The sequence below is a fragment of the Micromonospora sp. NPDC085948 genome (assembly GCF_040686315.1).
Lineage (GTDB): Bacteria > Actinomycetota > Actinomycetes > Mycobacteriales > Micromonosporaceae > Micromonospora.
In genome coordinates this window covers 25,682-44,762 of the sequence record NZ_JBFBJW010000006.1, presented here as the reverse complement: position 1 = coordinate 44,762, position 19,081 = coordinate 25,682, and the positions used below count along the sequence as shown (strand labels likewise).

The window sequence follows — 19,081 nt, the reverse complement described above, 5'->3', positions numbered from 1 at the left end:
CCGCCGTCAGGCCGGGGCGAGCACGATCTCCGCGCGGGCCCGCCCGTCCCGCTCGCTGACGATAGCGATCAGGCCGCCGGCCGGCCCGAAGACGGCGTACGGCCCGGTGAGGCCGGCCGGGTCCAGCGGCCCACCGTGGGCGAGCACCCGGGCCTCGTCGGGAGTGGCCTCCCGGCGTGGGAAGAAGCGGTCGGCCGCCGCGTCCAACGGCAGGTTCACCACATCCGGGGCGCGCTGCTCCAACTGGTCGAGGGTCGCCGCCTCGGCGAGGGCGAAGCCACCCACGGCGGTGCGGCGCAGGGCCGTGAGGTGGCCTCCGACGCCGAGTGCCAGGCCCGCGTCCCGGGCGATGGCCCGGATGTACGTGCCGGAGGAGCAGGTCACGTCCACGTCCACGTCCACCACGTCCGGCTCGGTGCGGCGGATCGCCAGCACCTCCAGCCGGGAGATGGTGACCCGCCGGGCCGGCAGTTCGACGCTCTCCCCGTCGCGGACCCGCTTGTACGCCCGCTGCCCGTCGATCTTGATGGCGCTGACCGCGCTCGGCACCTGGTCGACCTCGCCGCTCAGCCCGGCCAGCGCGGACCTGATCGCCTCGTCGCTGACCTGGTCGGCGGGCATGGTGGCGGTCACGTCGCCCTCGGCGTCGTCGGTGACGGTGGACTGCCCGAGCCGGATGGTGCCGGTGTAGCTCTTGCCCGCGCCGATCACGTACGTCAGCAGCCGGGTGGCCCGGCCGACGCCGATCACCAGCACACCTGTCGCCATCGGGTCGAGGGTGCCGCCGTGCCCCACCCGTCGGGTCTTCGCCAGTCGGCGGATGCGTGCCACCACGTCGTGCGACGTCATGCCGCCGGGCTTGTCGACCACGATCAGACCATCGGTGCTCACGTCGGCCAAGCCTGCCAGATGGGCACGTGGGTCAGCGGACGGCCCCGGGCACCGCCCAGTTGCCGTTGCGCAGGCGCAGCAGCAGGGCGACCAGCCGGATCGCCACGAACAGGGTGAGCCCGGCCCAGATGCCGCCCAGCCCGAGGTCGAGCACGTAGGCCAGCCAGATGGCCGGCAGGAAGCCGCCGAGCGCCGCCACGATGGTGAGGTTGCGCAGGTAACGCACGTCGCCCGCGCCGATCAGCACGCCGTCGAGGGCGAACACCACCCCGGCCAGGGGCAGCATGGCGACGAACCACGGCCAGGCCACCATGGCCTGGTCGCGTACCCCCTCGTCGGAGCTGAACCACGACGGTACGACGCCCGCGCCGGCGGCCACGACAAGCGCGAAGGCGACGCCGCAGACGCCGCCGAGCAGCCCGATCCGGCGGGCGAGCGCCCGGGCGCCCGCGTCGTCGCCGGCGCCGAGCGCGGCACCGACCAGGGACTGGGCGGCGATCGCGAGGGCGTCGAGCACCAGCGCGGTGAAGAACCAGAGTTGCAGGGCGATCTGGTGGGCGCCGACGGCGGCGGCGCCGAAGCGGGCGGCGACAGCGGTCGCGGAGAGGAAGCTGGCCTGGAACGCCAGGCCACGGATCAGCAGGTCGCGGCTGAGCACCAACTGCTGGCGGATCACCCGGGGCTGGGGCCGCAGCGACACCCGCTCGGCGACCAGCGCCGCGGCGAACAGCGCCCCGCAGAGCGTCTGCGCGACGACGTTGGCCACCGCCGAGCCGATCAGGCCCAGGCCGCCGGGGTAGACCAGCAGCGGGCAGAGCAGCGCGGACAGCAGGTTGGGACCGAGCACGAAGAACAACGGGCGGCGAGTGTCCTGCACGCCGCGCAGCCAGCCGTTGCCGGCGGCGGCGAGCAGCAGGCCGGGGGCGCCGAGGGCCGCGATCCGCAACCAGTGCGCGGCGGCGTCGGCCACGTCGCCAGTTCCACCGGCGAGGGTACGCGCGAGCGCACCTCCGCCGACCTGCATGCCGATCGCGATCAGCAGACCGACACCGAACGCCAGCCAGGACGACTGGACTCCCTCGGCCACCGCGGCGGCCCGGTCACCCGCGCCGAAGCGGCGGGCCGCGCGCCCGGTGGTGCCGTACGCGACAACGGTGCCGACCCACGCGGTGAGCGTCATCACCGTGCCACCGACGGCGAGCGCGGCGAGCGGCACCCGGCCGAGGTGCCCGACCACCGCCGTGTCGACGAGCACGTAGAGCGGCTCGGCGGCGAGCACCACGAGGGCCGGCAGGGCGAGGCTGGCGATCCGCCGCGGCGAGGCGGTTCGGTGGGTGGCGGCGATCTGGCTCATCGCCGCCGATCCTGGCACGAGCGCGGTAAGGATCGCAATCCCGCCGCGGGCTTACTCCCTCGGTGGGCCGCACCCGGATTCGTCGACGCCGAGCGTCACCGCCGGACGGGTTGGCTCACTGCCGGGTGTCCATCGAGGTCTGCAGCGCGCGGCGGGCCTGCTCGCGGGCGTCGTCGGTGGTCTCGGGCTTGGGCTTGTTCGGCATGGTGGTGGTCCTTCCAGGGAGCGAGCCACCGACACGCGGCGGCCCTCGCGGGCGATCGTGCTGCGCGCCCCACGGCGGTCCGGGATTACCGGAGCAGCCGACTGGGCAGCGTGAGCCCGGGTCGATCCGACCCTGGAGGGAGGCAGCACGAGGTGTGGCGCCACCACCCATGACCTGCACCGCTACGCGGCGCCCGGCCTTCACCCAAGTTATCGTTCAGGTCCATATGCTGCTCCCGGTTCCCGCCATGTGGACAAGCGGCGACCCGGCTCAGCGGGCCAGGAAGTGCCAGCCCAGCCACCACCAGAACCCGAACAGACCGATCCGGCCCACCGGCACCGAGCCGACCTCGTAGCGCATCACGTACGCGCAGACCTCGCCCAGGGTGGGGATCCGGGAACCCTCCCGCCGGGCCATCCACTCGACCACCGCGAAGAGCACCAACGCGGTGAGGAAACCGCCGATGGCGAACGCCCGCATCATCGACGCACCAGCCCCCAGAAGGCGGCCAGCCAGGCGAACCACACCGCCGACCGGGTCAGATGATCCTCCAGGAGAGGATCGGCCAGCCGGGAGAAGGTGGGAAAGTCGTCACCGGCGGCCAGCACGAACGTCACGCCCTCGAAGACCCCGAAGACCACCACCGGCACCGCCCACCAGACCGCTCCCGAGCCCAGCCGGCGCGGCGCCGGTCGGCGGGGCACCCGATTGCTCAGACCGAGCCAGATCAGCACCCCGCCGGTGCCAATGGTGAACAGATTCGCCTCGGTGGAGAACGACGCGAACCGACCACCGACGAGCGACAGGCAGACGAGGACGGGAACGGAGACGGCGGGCCGGTCCCAGGCACGGGGGGCCTCCACGGTGAGGTCGTGCGGCTGCTCCATCCCGCAATTCTTCCCGGTCTCACCGAGCGCGGGAAGACCGACACTCCCCGGAGTTGACCCTGATCCTTCCGGACCGGGCTATCGATGACGACGAACGTCGCCGTCAGGCGTCGGGGTGGAGCAACGCCGCGTCCAGTTGGCCGCGGATCGACTCGACCACCTGCTCGACGGTGCCCCGACCGGTGAACCCCGCCGCGAACCGGTGGCCACCACCGCCCAGCGCCACCGCGACCCGGCTGACGTCCACCGCGCCCTTGCTGCGCATCGACACCGCCCACTCGCCGGGCGTGGTCTGCTTGACCACACAGCTCACATCCGCCTCGGCCGTGCAGCGCACCGAGTCGATCAGCGCCTCCAGGACGTACGGCCGCTGGTCGTGCCGGGCCAGATCCTCGAGCGTGGCGAAGGTCCAGACGAACCCCCGGCCGCCGGCGGCGGCCAACTCCAGCCGCGCCCGGCCGAGCACCTCGCCGAAGAGACGCACCGCACCGAAGGGCCGGGTGTCGAAGACCCGGCGGGAGATGTCTCCGGGCGAGATGCCGGTGGCCAGCAACCGGGCAGCCATCTGGTGCACCGCCGGAGTGGTCGCCGCGAACCGGAACGAGCCGGTGTCCGTGGTCAGCGCCACGTAGAGGCACTCCGCGATGGCCGGATCCACCACGACCCCGAGCCGGGCCAGCAGTTGCTCCGCCACCACCGACGTCGCCGCGGCGCCCGGGTCCACGAGGTTGACGGTGCCGAAGCCGGAGTTCGAGGCGTGGTGATCGAGCACCAGCGCCGCCCCCGCCGACGACAACCGCCCGGCCAGCTCACCGAGGCGCGACTCGCTCGCCGCGTCGAAGCAGATCACCAGGTCCGGCGCCGGGTCGGCGGTGTCCGCCGGGACCAACAGGTCCAACCCGGGCAACCCCCGGAACGGGTCGGGCACCTCCGGCGGCCCGGGGAAGGTCGCCTGCACCTCGCGGAGGCCGAACTGCCGCAGGCCCAGCCCGAAGCCGAGCATGCTGCCCAGCGCGTCACCGTCCGGGTTGATGTGGCAGATCAGCAGCACCCGGCCACCCGGCGGGACAGCCCGCACCAGCGCCTCGGCCGCAGCCCAGTCCATCTCGGCCGGGCCGACCCCGGCCGCCCCGGCGAGCGGGACGCTGGCGGTGCTGGTCACCGCGTTTCCCCACCCCGCGCGGCGTCCGGCACGTCGGTGGCCGGATCGGCCTCGTCCGCGTCGTCGCCCTCATCGGTCTCGTCGTCGACCCGGTACGGCTGCGCCTCACCCGCGTACTTCGCCTGGGCGGCCAGCCGCTGCACCTCGGCGTCGGCGTTACGGGCGGCGGCGAGCAGGTCGTCGATGTGCTTGACCTGGTCCTGCACGTCGTCGAGGACGAACGTGAGGGTCGGCGAGTGACGCAGCCCGAGGGCCTTGCCGACCGTGCTGCGCAGCAACCCCTTGGCGCTCTCCAGCGCCGCGGCGGTGTCCGCCTGGGCCACCGCGTCACCGAGCACGGTGTAGAAGACCGTCGCGTCACGCAGGTCCGCGGTGATCCGGGCGTCGGTGATGGTGATCATCCCGAGCCGCGGGTCCTTGATCTGGCTCCGCACCACCGACGCGACCAGCTCACGCACCCGTTCCGCGTGCCGGCGTACCTTGGCCGGATCAGACATCTCGCCACCTCCACGGCGTCCTGCTCCCGGTCGACCCGGCGACCCGGGGGGTCGCCGGCCGACCGGCCAACATCTCGAACACTACCTTCGCGACCGCACCGGTCGCCCGGCACAGCCGGCTCCGGGGTCAGTCGTCGTCCACGCCGTACAGCCGGCGCCGAACGGACAGCAACTCGACCTCGGGGCGACCGGCCACCAGGCGCTCACAGGAGTCGAGCACCTCGCGGACGTGCGCCGTCTCGGCGGCCACCACGGCCACCGCGAGCTGCGCTCGACCATGCAGGTCGAGCGCACCCACCTCGGCGGCCGACACCTCGAAGCGGCGCAACGCCGCCACGATCGGCCGTACATATGATCTCTTGGCTTTGAGCGACCGGGAGTCGCCCGGCAGCAGCAGGTCGAAGACCGCGGTTCCGGTGAACATCGCCCCGGACGATACCGCCAACCCACCCCGCATGATCAAGGGGTTTACGCCGTTCGGCGTAAACCCCTTGATCAGCGTGTCACTGCCGGATCAGGCGCGAACCTTCTCCCGCATCTCGAAGGTCTCGATGACGTCGCCGACCTGGACGTTGTTGTAACCACCCAGGGTCAGACCGCACTCGAAGCCCTCGCGGACCTCGGTGGCGTCGTCCTTGAACCGCTTGAGCGAGGTGATCGTGAGGTTGTCCGCCACGACCGTCCCGTCCCGAAGCAGGCGAGCCTTCGCGTTGCGTCGGATGACGCCCGACCGGACGATGCAACCGGAGATGTTGCCGATCTTGGACGAGCGGAAGACGTCGCGGATCTCCGCGCTGCCCAGCTCGGCCTCCTCGTACTCCGGCTTGAGCAGGCCCTTGAGCGCTGCCTCGATCTCCTCGATGGCCTGGTAGATGACGGTGTAGTACCGGATCTCCACGCCCTCGCGGTCGGCCATCTCACGGACCTTGTTCGAGGCCCGCACGTTGAAGCCGATGATCGTGACCGGCTCGGACGAGGCGCTCGCGAGCATGACGTTGCTCTCGGTGATCGCGCCGACGCCCCGGTCGAGGACCTTGAGCTGGACCTCCTCGGGAATGTCGAGGTTGAACAGCGCGTCCTCCAGGGCCTCCACCGAACCGGAGACATCACCCTTGAGGATGAGGTTGAGCGACGTCTTCTCGCCCTCCTTGAGCTGCTCCATGAGCGTCTCAAGAGTGGCCCGACCACGGGAGTTGGCGAATGCCGCCGCCCGCCGCCGTGCCTGCCGCTGCTCGGCGATCTGCCGCACCGTGCGGTCGTCCGCCGCGGCGAGGAACGTGTCACCCGCACCGGGCGGTGCGGTCAGACCCAGAACCATGACCGGACGCGCCGGCCCAGCCTCGGAGAGCTGGTTGCCGTTCTCGTCGAGCATGGCCCGGACCCGGCCGTGGGCCCCACCAGCGACGATCGAGTCGCCGGCCCGCAGGGTGCCCTTCTGCACGAGCACCGTCGCCACCGCACCGCGGCCCTTGTCCAGGTGCGCCTCGATGGCCACACCCTGCGCCGGCCCGTCGATCGGAGCGGTCAGCTCCAGCGACGCGTCGGCGGTCAGCAGGACAGCCTCGAGCAACTCCTCGATGCCGATGCCCGGCTTGGCGGCCACGTTGACGAACATGGTCTCGCCGCCGTACTCCTCGGCGACCAGGCCGTACTCGGTCAGCTGCTGGCGGACCTTGTCCGGGTTGGCCTCCGGCTTGTCGACCTTGTTGACCGCGACCACGATCGGCACGTCGGCCGCCTTGGCGTGGTTCAACGCCTCGATGGTCTGCGGCATCACGCCGTCGTCGGCCGCGACGACCAGGATCACGATGTCCGTCACCTGGGCACCACGAGCACGCATGGCGGTGAACGCCTCGTGACCCGGGGTGTCGATGAAGGTCACCGCGCGGTCCACACCATCGTGCGGAACGTGCACCTGGTACGCACCGATGTGCTGGGTGATGCCACCCGCCTCACCGGCCACGACGTTCGCCTTACGGATGGCGTCGAGCAGCTTGGTCTTACCGTGGTCGACGTGACCCATGACGGTCACCACCGGCGCACGGCTGACCAGACGCTCCTCGGCCACCTCCGCGTCGAGGTCGATGTTGAACTGCGCGAGCAGCTCGCGGTCCTCGTCCTCCGGGCTGACGATCTGGATGTCGAAGCCCAGGTGCTCACCCAGCAGCTGCAGGGTGTCGTCAGAGCAGGACTGGGTCGCGGTGACCATCTCGCCCAGGTTGAACATCTCCTGGACCAGCGAACCCGGGTTGGCGTTGATCTTGTCGGCGAAGTCCGACAGCGAGGCGCCACGGGAGAGCCGCACGATCTGACCCTGACCCCGGGGAGCACCCGAGCTCATGGTCGGAGCCGACAGGTTGTCGAACTCCTGTCTGCGCTGCTTCTTGGACTTGCGACCGCGCGTCGGCCGGCCACCCGGACGCCCGAAGGCACCCGCGGCGCCGCCGCCACGGCCACGACCACCCGCACCCGGACGACCGCCGCCACCGGAGGGAGCACCCGGACGGAAACCGCCACCGGGAGCACCGCCACCGCCGCCGGGACCGCCACGGTAGCCACCGCCACCGCCGGCACCCGCGCCGCCACCAGGGCCACCGCGGTAACCGCCACCGCCGCCGGCGCCACCGCCGGGACCGCCACGGAAGCCACCGCCGCCACCACCACCGGGACGACCAGCGCCACCGCCACCGGGGCGACCAGCGCCACCAGGACCGGGACGACCGGCAGCCGGACGCTGGCTCGGCATGGAAGCCGGGCTGGGCCGCGGAGGCATGGAGTTCGGGCTCGGCCGCGGCGGCATGCCCGCCGGGCTGTTGGGCCGGGGACCACCCGCACCGGCGGCCGGGGGCCGCTGCTGCTGGCCACCCTGGATGCCGAACGGGTTGTTACCGGCGCCGCGCGCCGGTGGGCGACCACCGGGACGCGCACCCGGACCCGGAGCCGGCGTGCTCGGACGAGCAGCCGGCGAACCCGGACGGGGCGGCATCGCGGCGGGACCCGGCCGAGGACCGGGACGGTTGCCGCCGTCGGCCGGAGGCTCCCGGCGGACGGGGTTGTCCCGCTGCTGCTGGCGGGCGGCCTGTGCGGCCTTGACCGCGGCCTCCTGCTCAGCCTTCAGCGCGGCGGCACGCGCCTCGGCGGCCGCCACCTCGATGTCGTGGGCACTCGCCGGCTTGGCGACCGGAGCCGCGGGCTGCGGCGCACCAGGCACCGGACCCTTCGGCTTCGGGCCGGGTGCCGGCGCGGCCGGCCGCCGAGGCGGCATCGGCTTGGCCGAGACCCGCGGCGCGCCCGGGGTCGGGGACAGCGTCGGGGTCGGGTTGGAAGCCGGCGTCGACGCGGGCGCCGACGGGGCGGCGGCCGGTGCCGGAGCACCGGTGGACGCGACGAATGCGTTACGCAGCCGTCGGGCGACGGGCGCCTCGACGGTGCTGGACGCGGACTTCACGAACTCGCCCATTTCCTTCAGCTTGGCGAGAACGGTCTTACTCTCGACCCCGAGCTCTTTTGCAAGCTCGTGTACGCGGGCCTTGCCTGCCACTGCACTCCTCACTCCGAGGTCGTGCGGGCAGCACCCGCAGCGACCTCACTCGTGCACTTGAAGCCTGGTCATTTCAGGGACTTCATCGTGTGCTCATGTCGGTCGTCCTACCCTGCTAGCGACCCTCGCCCGGTCGGGCTGACCGGACGTAGTGGTTGGCGCATCGACGTGCTCCGCCAGCACACCGTGGTCAAGGACCTCGGTGATGCGCAGCGCACGCCCGAAGGCGCGGCGACGCACCGCCAGCGCGAAGCAGGCCGGATCCGGGTGCATGTTCGCTCCCCGACCCGGCAGCCTGCGGCGTGGATCAGGTCGGAGACTGAGACCAGCCTCGTCCCGAACCGCGATGATCCGCAGCAATTCGCTGGCCGGCGCACGTTGCCGGCAACCCACACAGGTGCGTTCCGGCGTTGCGCGTCGTACCACTGGAAGAAGTCTACCCCTAGCTGCCCGAGATCGCTCCGCCCGGCTCCCGCACGTGATCAGCTGCCGCACGCGCGGCGGGAGCGGTCTGCTCCGCATCCGACCGAATGTCGATCCGCCAACCGGTCAATCGGGCCGCGAGTCGGGCATTCTGCCCCTCCCGGCCGATCGCGAGGGAGAGCTGGAAGTCGGGGACCGTCACCCGGGCGGCCCGACCGGCCAGGTCGACCACCTCGACCCGAAGCGCCTTGGCGGGCGACAACGCGTTACCGACGAAGGTGGCCGGGTCATCCGACCAGTCGATGATGTCGATCTTTTCGCCGTGCAGTTCGCTCATCACGGCGCGTACCCGCTGGCCCATCGGGCCGATGCAGGCGCCCTTGGCGTTCACCCCGGGGGTGGTGGAGCGGACGGCGATCTTCGTACGGTGACCTGCCTCACGCGCGATCGCCCCGATCTCCACCGTGCCGTCGGCGATCTCCGGCACCTCCAGCGCGAACAGCTTCTTGACAAGCGCCGGGTGCGACCGGGACAGGGTGATCTGCGGCCCGCGCATGCCCTTGGCGACGTGCACCACGACGCAGCGGACCCGCTCACCGTGGGCGTACCGCTCGCCGGGGACCTGCTCGGACTGCGGCAGCACGCCCTCCAGCTTGCCGAGGTCGACGCTGACGATGCCCTTCTCGGTACGCGTCTCGTGGGCCTGCACCACGCCGGTGACCAGGTCGCCCTCGCGGCCCACGTACTCGCCGAAGTGCACCTCGTCGGTGGCCTCCCGCAGGCGCTGGAGAATCACCTGCTTGGCGGTCATGGCGGCGATCCGGCCGAAGTCGTGCGGGGTGTCGTCCCACTCCCGCACCAGGCTGCCGTCGGCGTCCATCTCCTGCGCGTACACCAGGGCGGCGCCCGACCTACGGTCGATCTCCACCCGGGCGTGCGGCTCGGCGCCATCGGTGTGCCGGTAGGCGGTCAGCAACGCGGTCTCGATCGCCGCGAGAATCGTGTCGAACGGGATCTCCCGCTCGCGCTCGAGTGCGCGCAGCGCCGCGAGGTCGATGTTCACCTCTCCTCGTCCTCCACATCATCTTCGTCGTCGATGTCGTCTGAATCGTCAATGTCGTCGGAGTCGTCCGCGTCGTCGAACTCCTCGTCCACCTCGCCGAGTTCGGCGAGCCGGGTGAACTCGACCTGCACGCGGCCGGGGCCGAGCTGGGCGTACGCCCAGGACGTTCGGCCCTCCCCGGTCTCCAGCTGCACGCCCTCGTCGTCGGCCGCGACCACCCGGCCGGTCAGCTGACGGTCTCCGGTCGGCTGCTCGCCGCGCTGGCCGGGCAACGCGGCCGCGCCCCGGGCGGTGACCTTGACCAGCCGGCCCACGTTGCGCCGCCAGTGGCGGGGCAGGGTGAGTGGCCGGTCGACGCCCGGCGAGCTGACCTCGAGCTGGTATTCCCCGGCGACGATGTCGCCACCGGTCTCCTCGGCGGCGTCCAGCGCGGCCGAGACCGCGCGGGAGACGACCGCGACCGCGTCCAGGTCGATCCCGCCGTCGGCGTCGACCATCACCCGCACCACGTGCCGGCGACCGGCCCGGGAGATCGACAGGTCCTCCAGGTCGTAGCCGGCGTCGTTGACCACGGGCTCGATCACGGCCCGCAACCGTGTGCGTCGCGCCGCGAGATCACCACCACGGGGACCCACGGCATCGCGGGGTCGCCCCGTCGACCTGGTGGCACGGCCACGCTGCGTCATCTCCGCACCCTCTCCCTGGTCGACGGTGATCGGTCGTCCCGACATGCCGGCGCACCACCGGAGCGGACGCGCCGGTGGCTGCGCAGAGCGTAACGCGCCTGCCCGGCGGCGGGCCGGGCGGCGCACCGACGTCGGTGGTCCCCGGACCGGTGGGGATGGTGTTGACTTGCCGGGTGGGGACCGGCAGAACGACACAGCGCGACCAGGCATCCAGACATTCCCGGCGAAAGCTCCTGCGTGCCGGGGCACTGCTGGCGCTCGGCGGTGCCGCGGTGCCGCTGACCGGCTGTGATCTTTTCGACCGTGACGACGAGCCGGCGCCACCACCGGACCCGCTGCGGCCGATGGTGGACGAGGCACTCGGGCTCGCCGCGGCGTACCAGAACCACGTGGCCGCGCATCCCGACCTGGCCGACCGGCTCGGCCCGATCGCCGAGGCGCACACCGCGCACGCCACCGAGCTGGCCCGGGTGATCGGCGTCGCCCTGCCCACCGCGGTCGCCGCTCCGGCGGTCGACCTGGTGAACACGCTCGCCCCCCTGCGCGCCCTGGAGAAGGCCGCCCAGCAGTCCGCCACCGCCGCCTGCGCCGCGGCCAGCGCGGAACGAGCCGCACTGCTCGGGTCGATCGCCGCCGCCCGCGCCACCCACCAGGAGGCACTGAAGTGAGGCAGCCGTCCACCGGGGAGGCGCTCGCCGCCGCCCTGTCCGCCGAGTACGCGGCCATCTACGCCTACGGGCGGATCGGGGTCCGACTCACCGGGGCGGCACGGGAGGCCGCTCACCAGGCCGAGGCCGCCCACCGCAGCCGACGCGACATGCTCGTGGTGCAACTGAGCGCGGCCGGTGGCGTCGTGCCGCCGGACCGCGCCGGCTACGCGTTGCCGTTCCCGGTCACCGACCGGGCCAGCGCCCTGCGGCTCGCCGCCGAGGTGGAGGAGCGCACGGCCGCGCACTGGCGAGCGGCTCTGGCGTCCACCACCGGCGCCGACCGGGACCAGGCGCTGGCCGCCCTCGTCGAGTACGCGGTACGGGCCACCCGGTGGCGCAAGACGGCCGGGACGACCCCGCTGACTGTCCCGTTTCCCGGTCGGCCCACCTGAACCGTTGCCCTCCGGTTGCGGAGCGCATACCAGGTATGCATACTCCGTTGCCATGTCCATCCGTCACGGGTTGCTCGCCCTGCTCGAACGCGGCCAGATGTACGGCTACCAGCTGCGCGCCGCGTTCGAGGAGTCGACCGGCTCGACCTGGCCGCTGAACATCGGGCAGGTCTACACCACCCTGTCCCGGCTGGAACGCGATGGTCTGGTCCGCCCGCTGCCGGAGAGCGAGGCCGGGCAGCGCCCGTACGAGATCACCGACGCCGGCCGAGCGGATCTGGCGCTCTGGTTCGCCACCCCGGTCAGCCGCAACGATCGGCCCCGCGACGAGTTGGCGATCAAGCTGGCGCTGGCGCTGACCACCCCCGGGGTGGATGTCCGCTCGGTGGTACAGGCCCAGCGGAGCGCGACGATGCGGGCGTTGCAGGAGCTGACCCGGTTGAAGTACGTCAGCAACCGGCCGGAGGACCTGCCCTGGCGCCTCGTGCTGGACTCGATGGTGTTCCAGGCCGAGGCCGAGGTCCGTTGGCTGGACCACTGCGAGACAAGTCTGGTGCGGCACCAGCCCAGCGGCGCGGCACCTCTCCCACCCCGGCCGGGTGACGCCGACGCGCGGGACGCGTCCCGGTGGGCCGGCGAGGAGGCGCGACGGTGAGCGGGTCGGACGACGCGGTGCTGGAGCTACGCGCCGTCCACCGCACCCACGGCGCCGGACCGGCTGCGGTGCACGCGCTGCGCGGGGTCAGCCTGGTCGTCCGGCCCGGCGAGCTGGTCGCCGTGATGGGTCCGTCCGGCTCCGGCAAGTCGACGTTGCTGGCCCTCGCCGGCGGGCTGGACCGCCCGACCGGCGGGGAGGTCCGGGTGGAGGGGCAACCGCTCGGGGCGCTGGACCGGCGCGGGCTGGCTCAGCTGCGCCGCCGCCGGATCGGCTACATCTTCCAGCAGCTCAACCTGCTGGGCAGCCTGAGCGCGCTGGAGAACGTGGCGCTGCCCCTGGAACTCGACGGCGCCGGCGGACGCCAGGCCCGGGCGCTGGCCATGGCCGCGCTCACCGAGGTGGGCCTGCCCGCACTGGGTGACCGCTTCCCCGACCAGCTCTCCGGCGGGCAGCAGCAGCGGGTGGCCATCGCCCGCGCGCTGGTGGGCGACCGCCGGCTGGTGCTCGCCGACGAGCCCACCGGTGCCCTGGACTCGCAGACCGGCGAGGCGGTGCTGCACCTCCTGCGCCGCCGGATCGACGCGGGGGCCGCCGGAGTGCTCGTCACCCACGAGTCCCGACACGCCGGCTGGGCCGACCGGGTGGTGTTCCTCCGCGACGGCGTACTCGTCGACACGACCGCGCCGCTGGGCAGCGTCGAACAGCTGCTGTCCGGTAGCGAGCGGTGACGGTCCGCCGGACCAGGTGGGCACCTGCCCGACCCGACACCGCCGCGTCGGGACCGGGCGCGCCACCGGTCCGGGTCGGTCGTCGTCGCCTCGCCGAGCTGACCGGCTCGTGGCGGGCGGCGTTGCGGATCGCCCGGCGGGAGTCCCGGCGGGCGCGGCGCCGGACCGCCCTGGTGCTCGCGATGATCGCCCTCCCGGTGGCGGTGCTGGCCTTCCTGGCCGCCAGCTACGACATGGCCGAGTTGACTCCCCGGGAACAGGTGGATCGCCGGCTCGGCGTGGCCGACGCGGAGCTGCGCTGGATCTCGGACACCCCGGTGCAACAGGACGAGTGGGGGGACAGCTGGTCCACCTGGGACAGCGAGCGGCCACCCGTGGCCCGAGCCACCTCCGCCCAGGTGAGCGCATTGCTCGGGCCGGGCAGTCGGGTCACCGAGGTGCGCACCGGCATTCCGCTGACCCTGCGGGGCCGACACCACGACGAGGACGTGCAGGGGCGGGTGCTGGACCTCGGCGACCCGTTGGCCCGGGGGCTGGTGCGCTTCCGCGCGGGCCGGGCGCCCGAGCAGCCCGGTGAGGTCGCGGTCAGCCCGGCGGCGCTGCGCCGTCTGGACCTGCGCCTTGGCCGCGCCGTGGCCCTTGCCGACGGGAGCAGGGCGTACACCGTGGTGGGGGTGGTCGAGTTCCCCGACGATCTCGGTCCGGTGGTGGCGCTGCATCCCGGTGCGGTGCCACGGACCGATCCCGGACCGGAGAGCAGTTGGCTGGCGGACGTGCCCGGCACCATCGATGCCGCGCTGGTGTCCCGACTCAACGACCGGGGTGTGCTGGTCGCCATGCGTCCTCCGACCGACTCGGCCGACGAACGGAAGCGGACCTGGTTCGGCCCCGTCGACCGGGGCGACACCACCGACCTGGGCACCAGCGTGCTGATCGCGGGCCTCGGGCTGCTGGAGGTGGTGCTGCTGGTCGGGCCGGCCTTCGCGGTCGGCGTCCGCCGCCGCCGGCGGGATCTGGCGCTCGTCGCGGTGGCCGGCGGGGATGCCGCCCAGCTCCGTCGGGTCGTGCTGGCCGACGGCGTGGTGCTGGGTGTGCTGGGCGCCGCCACCGGTCTGCTGGTCGGCGTCGGCGCGGCGTTCGCCGGTCGTCCGCTGATGGAGCAGTACATCTTCGACGCCCGCTTCGGTGGGTACCGCTGCTGGCCGATCGCGCTGCTGCTGCTCGGTGGGGTCGCGGTGCTGGCCGGGGTACTCGCCGCGCTGGCGCCGGCCTGGACCGCCGCGCGGCAGGACGTCAGCGCCGGCCTCGCCGGGCGACGCACTCCCCCGGTGTCCCGGATCCGCTGGTTGGCCTTCGGGCTGTCGCTGGTGGCCGTCGGGGCCGGGTTGGCGGCGTTCGGGGCGGCCCGTACCTCCACGGTGGTGATCCTCACCGGCCTGATCCTCGGCGAGTTGGGCCTGGTGTGCTGCACGCCCACGCTGATCGGCGCGCTCGCCCGGCTCGGCCGGGTGCTGCCGTTGGCACCGCGTATCGCGTTGCGCGACGCCAGCCGCAACCGCGCCTCCGCCGCGCCCGCCATCTGCGCCGTGATGGCAGCGGTCGCCAGCAGTGTGGCGCTCGGCGGGTTCCTGGCCAGCAGCGACGCCCGCACCTCGCACGCCTACCGGCCGATGCTGCCGACCGGCCACGTGCTCGTCTACGCGGGCGAGTCGGTCCGGCAGCCCTCGCCGACCCAGCTCGCCGACATGGCCCGGGACCAGTTGGGTGCCGACCGGATCGCCCCGGTCAACGCGGTGAGTTGCGCACCCGCGGCGGCGGGTTACTGCGATGTCGCGCCGGTGCTTCCGCCCGCGCAGATCTGCCCCTGGCAGCCCGGGGACAACCTCTCTGCCGCGGACCGTCGGCAGGCGCGGGCCGACCGGCGTTGTCGGATCGGCCCGCTGAGCTACGACGGCGGCTACGTGCAGGCGGGCGTGGACGACGGGACCGCACTGCCGTTGCTCACCGGTGCGGACCCGGCGACGACAGCCGCCGCCACCGCCGTGCTGCGCGCCGGGGGTGTGGTGGTGACCGACCCGCGTTACCTGCACGACGGCCTGGTGACCGTCCGCGTGAACCAGGTGGATTCCGGGACGGACCGGCCGGGCGCCGCCGCCGACTTCCCCGGGTACGCGCTGAGCGGGGCGGTCGGCCAGTCCCGGCTGCTGCTCTCCGCGTCCGCGGCCCGGCAGCTCGGCCTGACCTGGTCACCGGCCGGATGGGTGCTCGGCGCCTCCGTTCCGCCGGACCGGCAGCAGCGGGAACGGTTCGCGAGCGCGCTGCGGCCCTTCGGCACGTTCTCGATGTCCGTGGAGTACGGCCGCGATCCGCAGGACATCTCCCCGCTGCTGCTGCTGCTCGCGGCGGCGGCCGGCGTCATCACGATGGGTGCGGCCGGGATCGCCACCGCGCTCGCCGCCGCCGAGGGACGCGCCGAGCTGACCACCCTCGCGGCCGTCGGCGCGGCACCGGCGCTACGCCGGATGCTGGCGATCTGCCAGGCGGGGGTGATCGCCGGTCTGGGCTCGGTGCTCGGCATCGTGGCGGGGCTGGGCACCGCCGCGATCGTGCTGTTCTCGGCGAACCGGCAGTACGCCAACGACTGGCCGGTACCCGATTCGTACCCGTTCGTGGTGCCGTGGCCCGCGCTCGGTGTGCTGGTCCTGGTGCCGATCGTGGCGATGCTCGGGGCGGGCCTGTTCACACGCGCCCGGCTGCCGATCGAACGCCGGTTGGACTGATGCCCGGTGGCGTGACCGCGCGGTTGGCGGGCCGGGCGCGTACGGGGGGTGCCGGCGGGGGCCGGCAGCCGGCACACTGATCCGCGTGTCAGTGCTCGGAACCCTCACCCGTCGAGTCGGTCACCATCGCTGGTTCGGCGCCGCCGCACGTCTGCTGGTCCCCGCCGACCGGGTGGTCGGTCGACTCACCCGGGGGCGGGTGGTCGCGCTCGGCCTGATCCCGTCCCTGGTGATCACCACGACCGGCCGCCGCTCGGGCAAGCCCCGCAGCAACCCGCTGCTCTACGTGCCCGACGGCGACGCCTACGTGGTGATCGGCTCCAACTGGGGGCAGACCCACCACCCCGGCTGGGCGATGAACCTGCTCGCCGATCCCGCCGCCGAGGTGCGGTTCAAGGGCCGGCTGATCCCGGTGCGGGCCGAGCGGGCGTCCGGCGCCGAACGGGACCGGCTGTGGCAGCTGTTGGTCACCGAGTGGCCCGCGTACCACACGTACGTGCGGCGGGCCGGCGGCCGGGAGATCCACATCTTCCGGCTCGTGCCGGCCGGGCGCGGCGCGCCGGCCGGTCCTCCGTCGGCTGGCTAGGCTGACGCGCAGTCGCGAACAGAGGCGGGTCCCGTGAGCGCGAGCACTGAGCCGGGGTGGCGAGCCCTGCGGTCGCGCACCGTGGCGGCCGGATGAGCGCAGGCGATGAGCGGACCGAGGTCGGTCGGGGCCTCGACGACAGTCGGTGGGCGGTCGCGGAACGGGTCGGCGAGGCGGTCCGCCGGCGTTTCCCGGCCGACGTGCTCGCGGTCGCGGTGCACGGGCCGCTGGCGCACGGTGACGACGACGGCGGCGGGGACCGCGAGGCGGGCCTGCTGGTGGTCACGTACCGGCCCCGGGCCGGCCCCCGGCCGGCGACCCGGCGGGTGGACGGGGTCCTGGTGGATCTGACCGTGGCCGCCGCCGAGGACTACCTGGCCCAGGCCCGGGTGATCTCCCCGCTCTGGCCGCTGACCGCCGACCGGTATGTCACCACCCAGCCGCTACACGATCCGACCGGCTGGTTGCGGAAGCTGCGCGACGAGCATCTCGGCCGGCTGGCACGCGCCCGGCCGGCGGAGTTCAGCACCGCGGCCCGGCAGGCCTGGTATCGGGGCAGCGCGGCGCACGCCCGGGCCGCCCGGCTCGCCGAGTGGTACGAGACCGACCAGGCCCTGCTGATGCTCGGTGAGGCCCGGCTGGCGGCGGCCACGGTGACGGGCCTGCTGAGCCGCACCTACTACCGGGATCCCGGTGACGCCGTCCGGCGGACCGGGCTGGCCGGCGCGGACATGACCGAGGTGGGTGTGGTGCTCGGTCGACAGGCCGAGGACCTGGCCGCCCGTGGTCGGGCGGTCGACGGCACGATCGACGACCTGCTCAGCGGTTGAGCGGTGTCACAGCCCGGCCGGTACGCCGATCAGCGTGCCGACCAGGTAGGTCGCGGCGGCGGCCGCGGCGCCCAGCAGCAGTTGACGCAGCCCGCTGGTCCACCATGGGCGTTGGGTGAAGCGGGCCACCACCGCCCCGGCGGCGAAGAGCCCGAGCCCGCCCACGCCGAGTGCCAACCACAGCTCGGTGGCGCCGAACAGGTAGCTCAGCAGCGGCACCAGCGCGCCCACCGAGAAGAACAGGAACGACGAGATCGCCGCGGCCCACGGGCTGGGCTGGTCGTCGGGGTCGACGCCCAACTCCTCGCGGACGTGCACCCGCAGGGCCTCCTCCGGGTCGCGCCGCACCGCCTCGGCGACCTGGGTCGCCAGGTCCCGGGGAAGACCCCGGGCCACCCAGGCGTCGGCCAACTCCCGGGCCTCGGCCTCGGGGTGCCGTTCCAACTCGCGCCGCTCCTTGGCCACCTCGGCGGCGACCTGCTCGTTGGCGGAGCGGACGCTCGTGTATTCGCCGAGCCCCATCGAGATGGCACCGGCGACCAGGCCGGCGGAGCCGGTGAGCACGATGCTGCGGGGTGACACCCCGCCGCCGCCGACACCGGCGATCAGGGCGATGTTGGTGACCAGACCGTCCATCGCACCGAAGACGGCCGGGCGCAGCCACCCGCCGGAGACGTCCGCGTGGTGCGCCTCACGCAGCGCCGCTGGGGTGTCGGTCACGGCGCCTGCCCTTCGTTCGCGACTGCGGGACTCCGCTTCGCTGCGTTCCTCGCGCTCACGGAAGGGTCAGGATCTCGTGGCCGTCGTCGGTCACCACGATGGTGTGCTCGAACTGGGCCGTCCACTTGCGGTCCTTGGTCACCACGGTCCACCCGTCGTCCCACATGTCGTACTGGTAGGTGCCCAGGGTGATCATCGGCTCGATGGTGAACGTCATGCCCGGCTCCATGATGTCGGTGGGCCGCGGGCTGTCGTAGTGCGGCACGTAGAGCCCGCTGTGGAACGCCTCGCCGATGCCGTGGCCGGTGAAGTCGCGGACCACGCCGTAGCCGAACCGCTTGGCGTACGACTCGATGACCCGGCCCACCACGTTGATCTGGCGGCCCGGGACGACCGCGCGGATGCCGCGCATCATCGCCTCGTGGGTGCGCTCGACCAGCAGCCGGGCCTCCTCGCTGACCGCGCCGACGCAGAAGGTGGCGTCGGTGTCCCCGTGCACCCCGCCGATGTACGCGGTCACGTCGACGTTGATGATGTCGCCGTCCTGCAACACGGTGGAGTCCGGGATGCCGTGGCAGATGACCTCGTTGAGGCTGGTGCAGCACGACTTCGGGAAGCCCTTGTAGCCGAGCGTCGACGGGTACGCGCCGTGGTCGCAGAGGAACTCGTGCACCACCCGGTCGATCTCGTCGGTGGTCACGCCAGGCTTGCAGTGCTCGCCGGCGAGCTGGGTAGCCTGGGCGGCCAGCCGGCTGGCGACCCGCATCTTCTCGATGGTCTCCGGCGTCTGCACGTGCGAGCCGCGCCACTGGACGGGGCGCTCCTTGCCCACGTACTCCGGTCGGGCGATCTGGGACGGCACCGGACGCGTCGGGGAGAGCGTGCCTGGTGTCAGCGGCGGACGGACGGTCATGCCGCCAGCCTATCGCCGGGGCCGCTGGTGACCCGCGCCACGGGCGCTCCGAGGG

The 19,081-nt window shown here is 73.1% G+C and carries 20 protein-coding genes; 7 read left to right on the top strand and 13 right to left on the bottom strand.

Going from position 1 to position 19,081, the window contains the following annotated elements; all coding sequences use genetic code 11:
• Nucleotides 1-6: 6 nt before the first annotated feature.
• From truB to rimP, 11 genes are all read right to left on the bottom strand, one after another.
• On the bottom strand, nt 7-891 hold the full coding sequence (gene truB / locus AB0O48_RS17670; protein ID WP_357570227.1) for a tRNA pseudouridine(55) synthase TruB: 885 nt from the start codon (nt 889-891) through the stop codon (nt 7-9).
• Nucleotides 892-922: 31 nt separating this feature from the next.
• Complete coding sequence (locus tag AB0O48_RS17665) at nt 923-2,245, bottom strand: MATE family efflux transporter (RefSeq protein WP_357247305.1); 1,323 nt, start codon at nt 2,243-2,245, stop codon at nt 923-925.
• 475 nt (nt 2,246-2,720) lie between these two features.
• Nucleotides 2,721-2,930, bottom strand: coding sequence for a DUF6186 family protein (locus AB0O48_RS17660; protein ID WP_357248036.1), 210 nt, complete (start codon nt 2,928-2,930; stop codon nt 2,721-2,723).
• Nucleotides 2,930-3,337, bottom strand: a complete 408-nt coding sequence (locus AB0O48_RS17655) for a hypothetical protein (protein WP_357247302.1) — start codon at nt 3,335-3,337, stop codon at nt 2,930-2,932. Before AB0O48_RS17655 ends, AB0O48_RS17660 begins: the two co-directional genes overlap by 1 nt.
• A gap of 103 nt (nt 3,338-3,440) precedes the next feature.
• A complete protein-coding gene (locus tag AB0O48_RS17650) occupies nt 3,441-4,442 on the bottom strand; it encodes a bifunctional oligoribonuclease/PAP phosphatase NrnA (RefSeq protein WP_357248033.1) in 1,002 nt (333 codons plus the stop codon).
• 53 nt (nt 4,443-4,495) lie between these two features.
• Nucleotides 4,496-4,996, bottom strand: coding sequence for a 30S ribosome-binding factor RbfA (gene rbfA, locus AB0O48_RS17645; RefSeq protein ID WP_365066761.1), 501 nt, complete (start codon nt 4,994-4,996; stop codon nt 4,496-4,498).
• A gap of 127 nt (nt 4,997-5,123) precedes the next feature.
• Nucleotides 5,124-5,420, bottom strand: a complete 297-nt coding sequence (locus AB0O48_RS17640; protein WP_030489481.1) for a DUF503 domain-containing protein — start codon at nt 5,418-5,420, stop codon at nt 5,124-5,126.
• 90 nt (nt 5,421-5,510) lie between these two features.
• Nucleotides 5,511-8,537, bottom strand: coding sequence for a translation initiation factor IF-2 (infB, locus tag AB0O48_RS17635; protein ID WP_357247297.1), 3,027 nt, complete (start codon nt 8,535-8,537; stop codon nt 5,511-5,513).
• A 93-nt stretch (nt 8,538-8,630) separates the two neighbouring features.
• Entirely contained in the window at nt 8,631-8,963 is a 333-nt protein-coding gene (locus tag AB0O48_RS17630) for a YlxR family protein (RefSeq protein ID WP_357247294.1), read from the bottom strand.
• Between the two features lie 16 nt (nt 8,964-8,979).
• A complete protein-coding gene (gene nusA, locus AB0O48_RS17625; RefSeq protein ID WP_357247291.1) occupies nt 8,980-10,023 on the bottom strand; it encodes a transcription termination factor NusA in 1,044 nt (347 codons plus the stop codon).
• Nucleotides 10,020-10,709 carry a ribosome maturation factor RimP gene (gene rimP / locus AB0O48_RS17620; protein ID WP_357248030.1) on the bottom strand — a complete coding sequence of 230 codons (690 nt, stop codon included), beginning with the start codon at nt 10,707-10,709 and terminating at the stop codon, nt 10,020-10,022. The genes nusA and rimP overlap by 4 nt, the downstream gene beginning before the upstream one ends.
• A gap of 155 nt (nt 10,710-10,864) precedes the next feature.
• Between rimP and AB0O48_RS17615 the strand changes: the two genes are divergently transcribed.
• From AB0O48_RS17615 to AB0O48_RS17585, 7 genes are all read left to right on the top strand, one after another.
• Entirely contained in the window at nt 10,865-11,377 is a 513-nt protein-coding gene (locus AB0O48_RS17615) for a hypothetical protein (RefSeq protein WP_357248027.1), read from the top strand.
• Nucleotides 11,374-11,811 (top strand): ferritin-like domain-containing protein, encoded by a 438-nt coding sequence (locus AB0O48_RS17610; protein WP_357247288.1) that lies wholly within the window; start codon nt 11,374-11,376, stop codon nt 11,809-11,811. The genes AB0O48_RS17615 and AB0O48_RS17610 overlap by 4 nt, the downstream gene beginning before the upstream one ends.
• A gap of 52 nt (nt 11,812-11,863) precedes the next feature.
• On the top strand, nt 11,864-12,466 hold the full coding sequence (locus AB0O48_RS17605; RefSeq protein ID WP_365066754.1) for a PadR family transcriptional regulator: 603 nt from the start codon (nt 11,864-11,866) through the stop codon (nt 12,464-12,466).
• A complete protein-coding gene (locus AB0O48_RS17600; protein ID WP_357247282.1) occupies nt 12,463-13,197 on the top strand; it encodes an ABC transporter ATP-binding protein in 735 nt (244 codons plus the stop codon). Before AB0O48_RS17605 ends, AB0O48_RS17600 begins: the two co-directional genes overlap by 4 nt.
• Nucleotides 13,194-15,977, top strand: a complete 2,784-nt coding sequence (locus AB0O48_RS17595) for an ABC transporter permease (RefSeq protein ID WP_365066751.1) — start codon at nt 13,194-13,196, stop codon at nt 15,975-15,977. Before AB0O48_RS17600 ends, AB0O48_RS17595 begins: the two co-directional genes overlap by 4 nt.
• 85 nt (nt 15,978-16,062) lie before the next feature.
• Nucleotides 16,063-16,563, top strand: a complete 501-nt coding sequence (locus AB0O48_RS17590) for a nitroreductase/quinone reductase family protein (protein ID WP_365066747.1) — start codon at nt 16,063-16,065, stop codon at nt 16,561-16,563.
• A 92-nt stretch (nt 16,564-16,655) separates the two neighbouring features.
• Nucleotides 16,656-17,393, top strand: coding sequence for a nucleotidyltransferase domain-containing protein (locus tag AB0O48_RS17585; RefSeq protein WP_357247274.1), 738 nt, complete (start codon nt 16,656-16,658; stop codon nt 17,391-17,393).
• Between the two features lie 6 nt (nt 17,394-17,399).
• Here AB0O48_RS17585 and AB0O48_RS17580 read toward each other — a convergent pair whose 3' ends face one another.
• The gene (locus tag AB0O48_RS17580; RefSeq protein WP_357247272.1) at nt 17,400-18,113 is read right to left on the bottom strand and encodes a VIT1/CCC1 transporter family protein; all 714 of its coding nucleotides are present in this window, start codon (nt 18,111-18,113) and stop codon (nt 17,400-17,402) included.
• Nucleotides 18,114-18,168: 55 nt separating this feature from the next.
• Nucleotides 18,169-19,026, bottom strand: a complete 858-nt coding sequence (gene map, locus AB0O48_RS17575; protein WP_357247269.1) for a type I methionyl aminopeptidase — start codon at nt 19,024-19,026, stop codon at nt 18,169-18,171.
• Between the last annotated feature and the right edge of the window lie 55 nt (nt 19,027-19,081).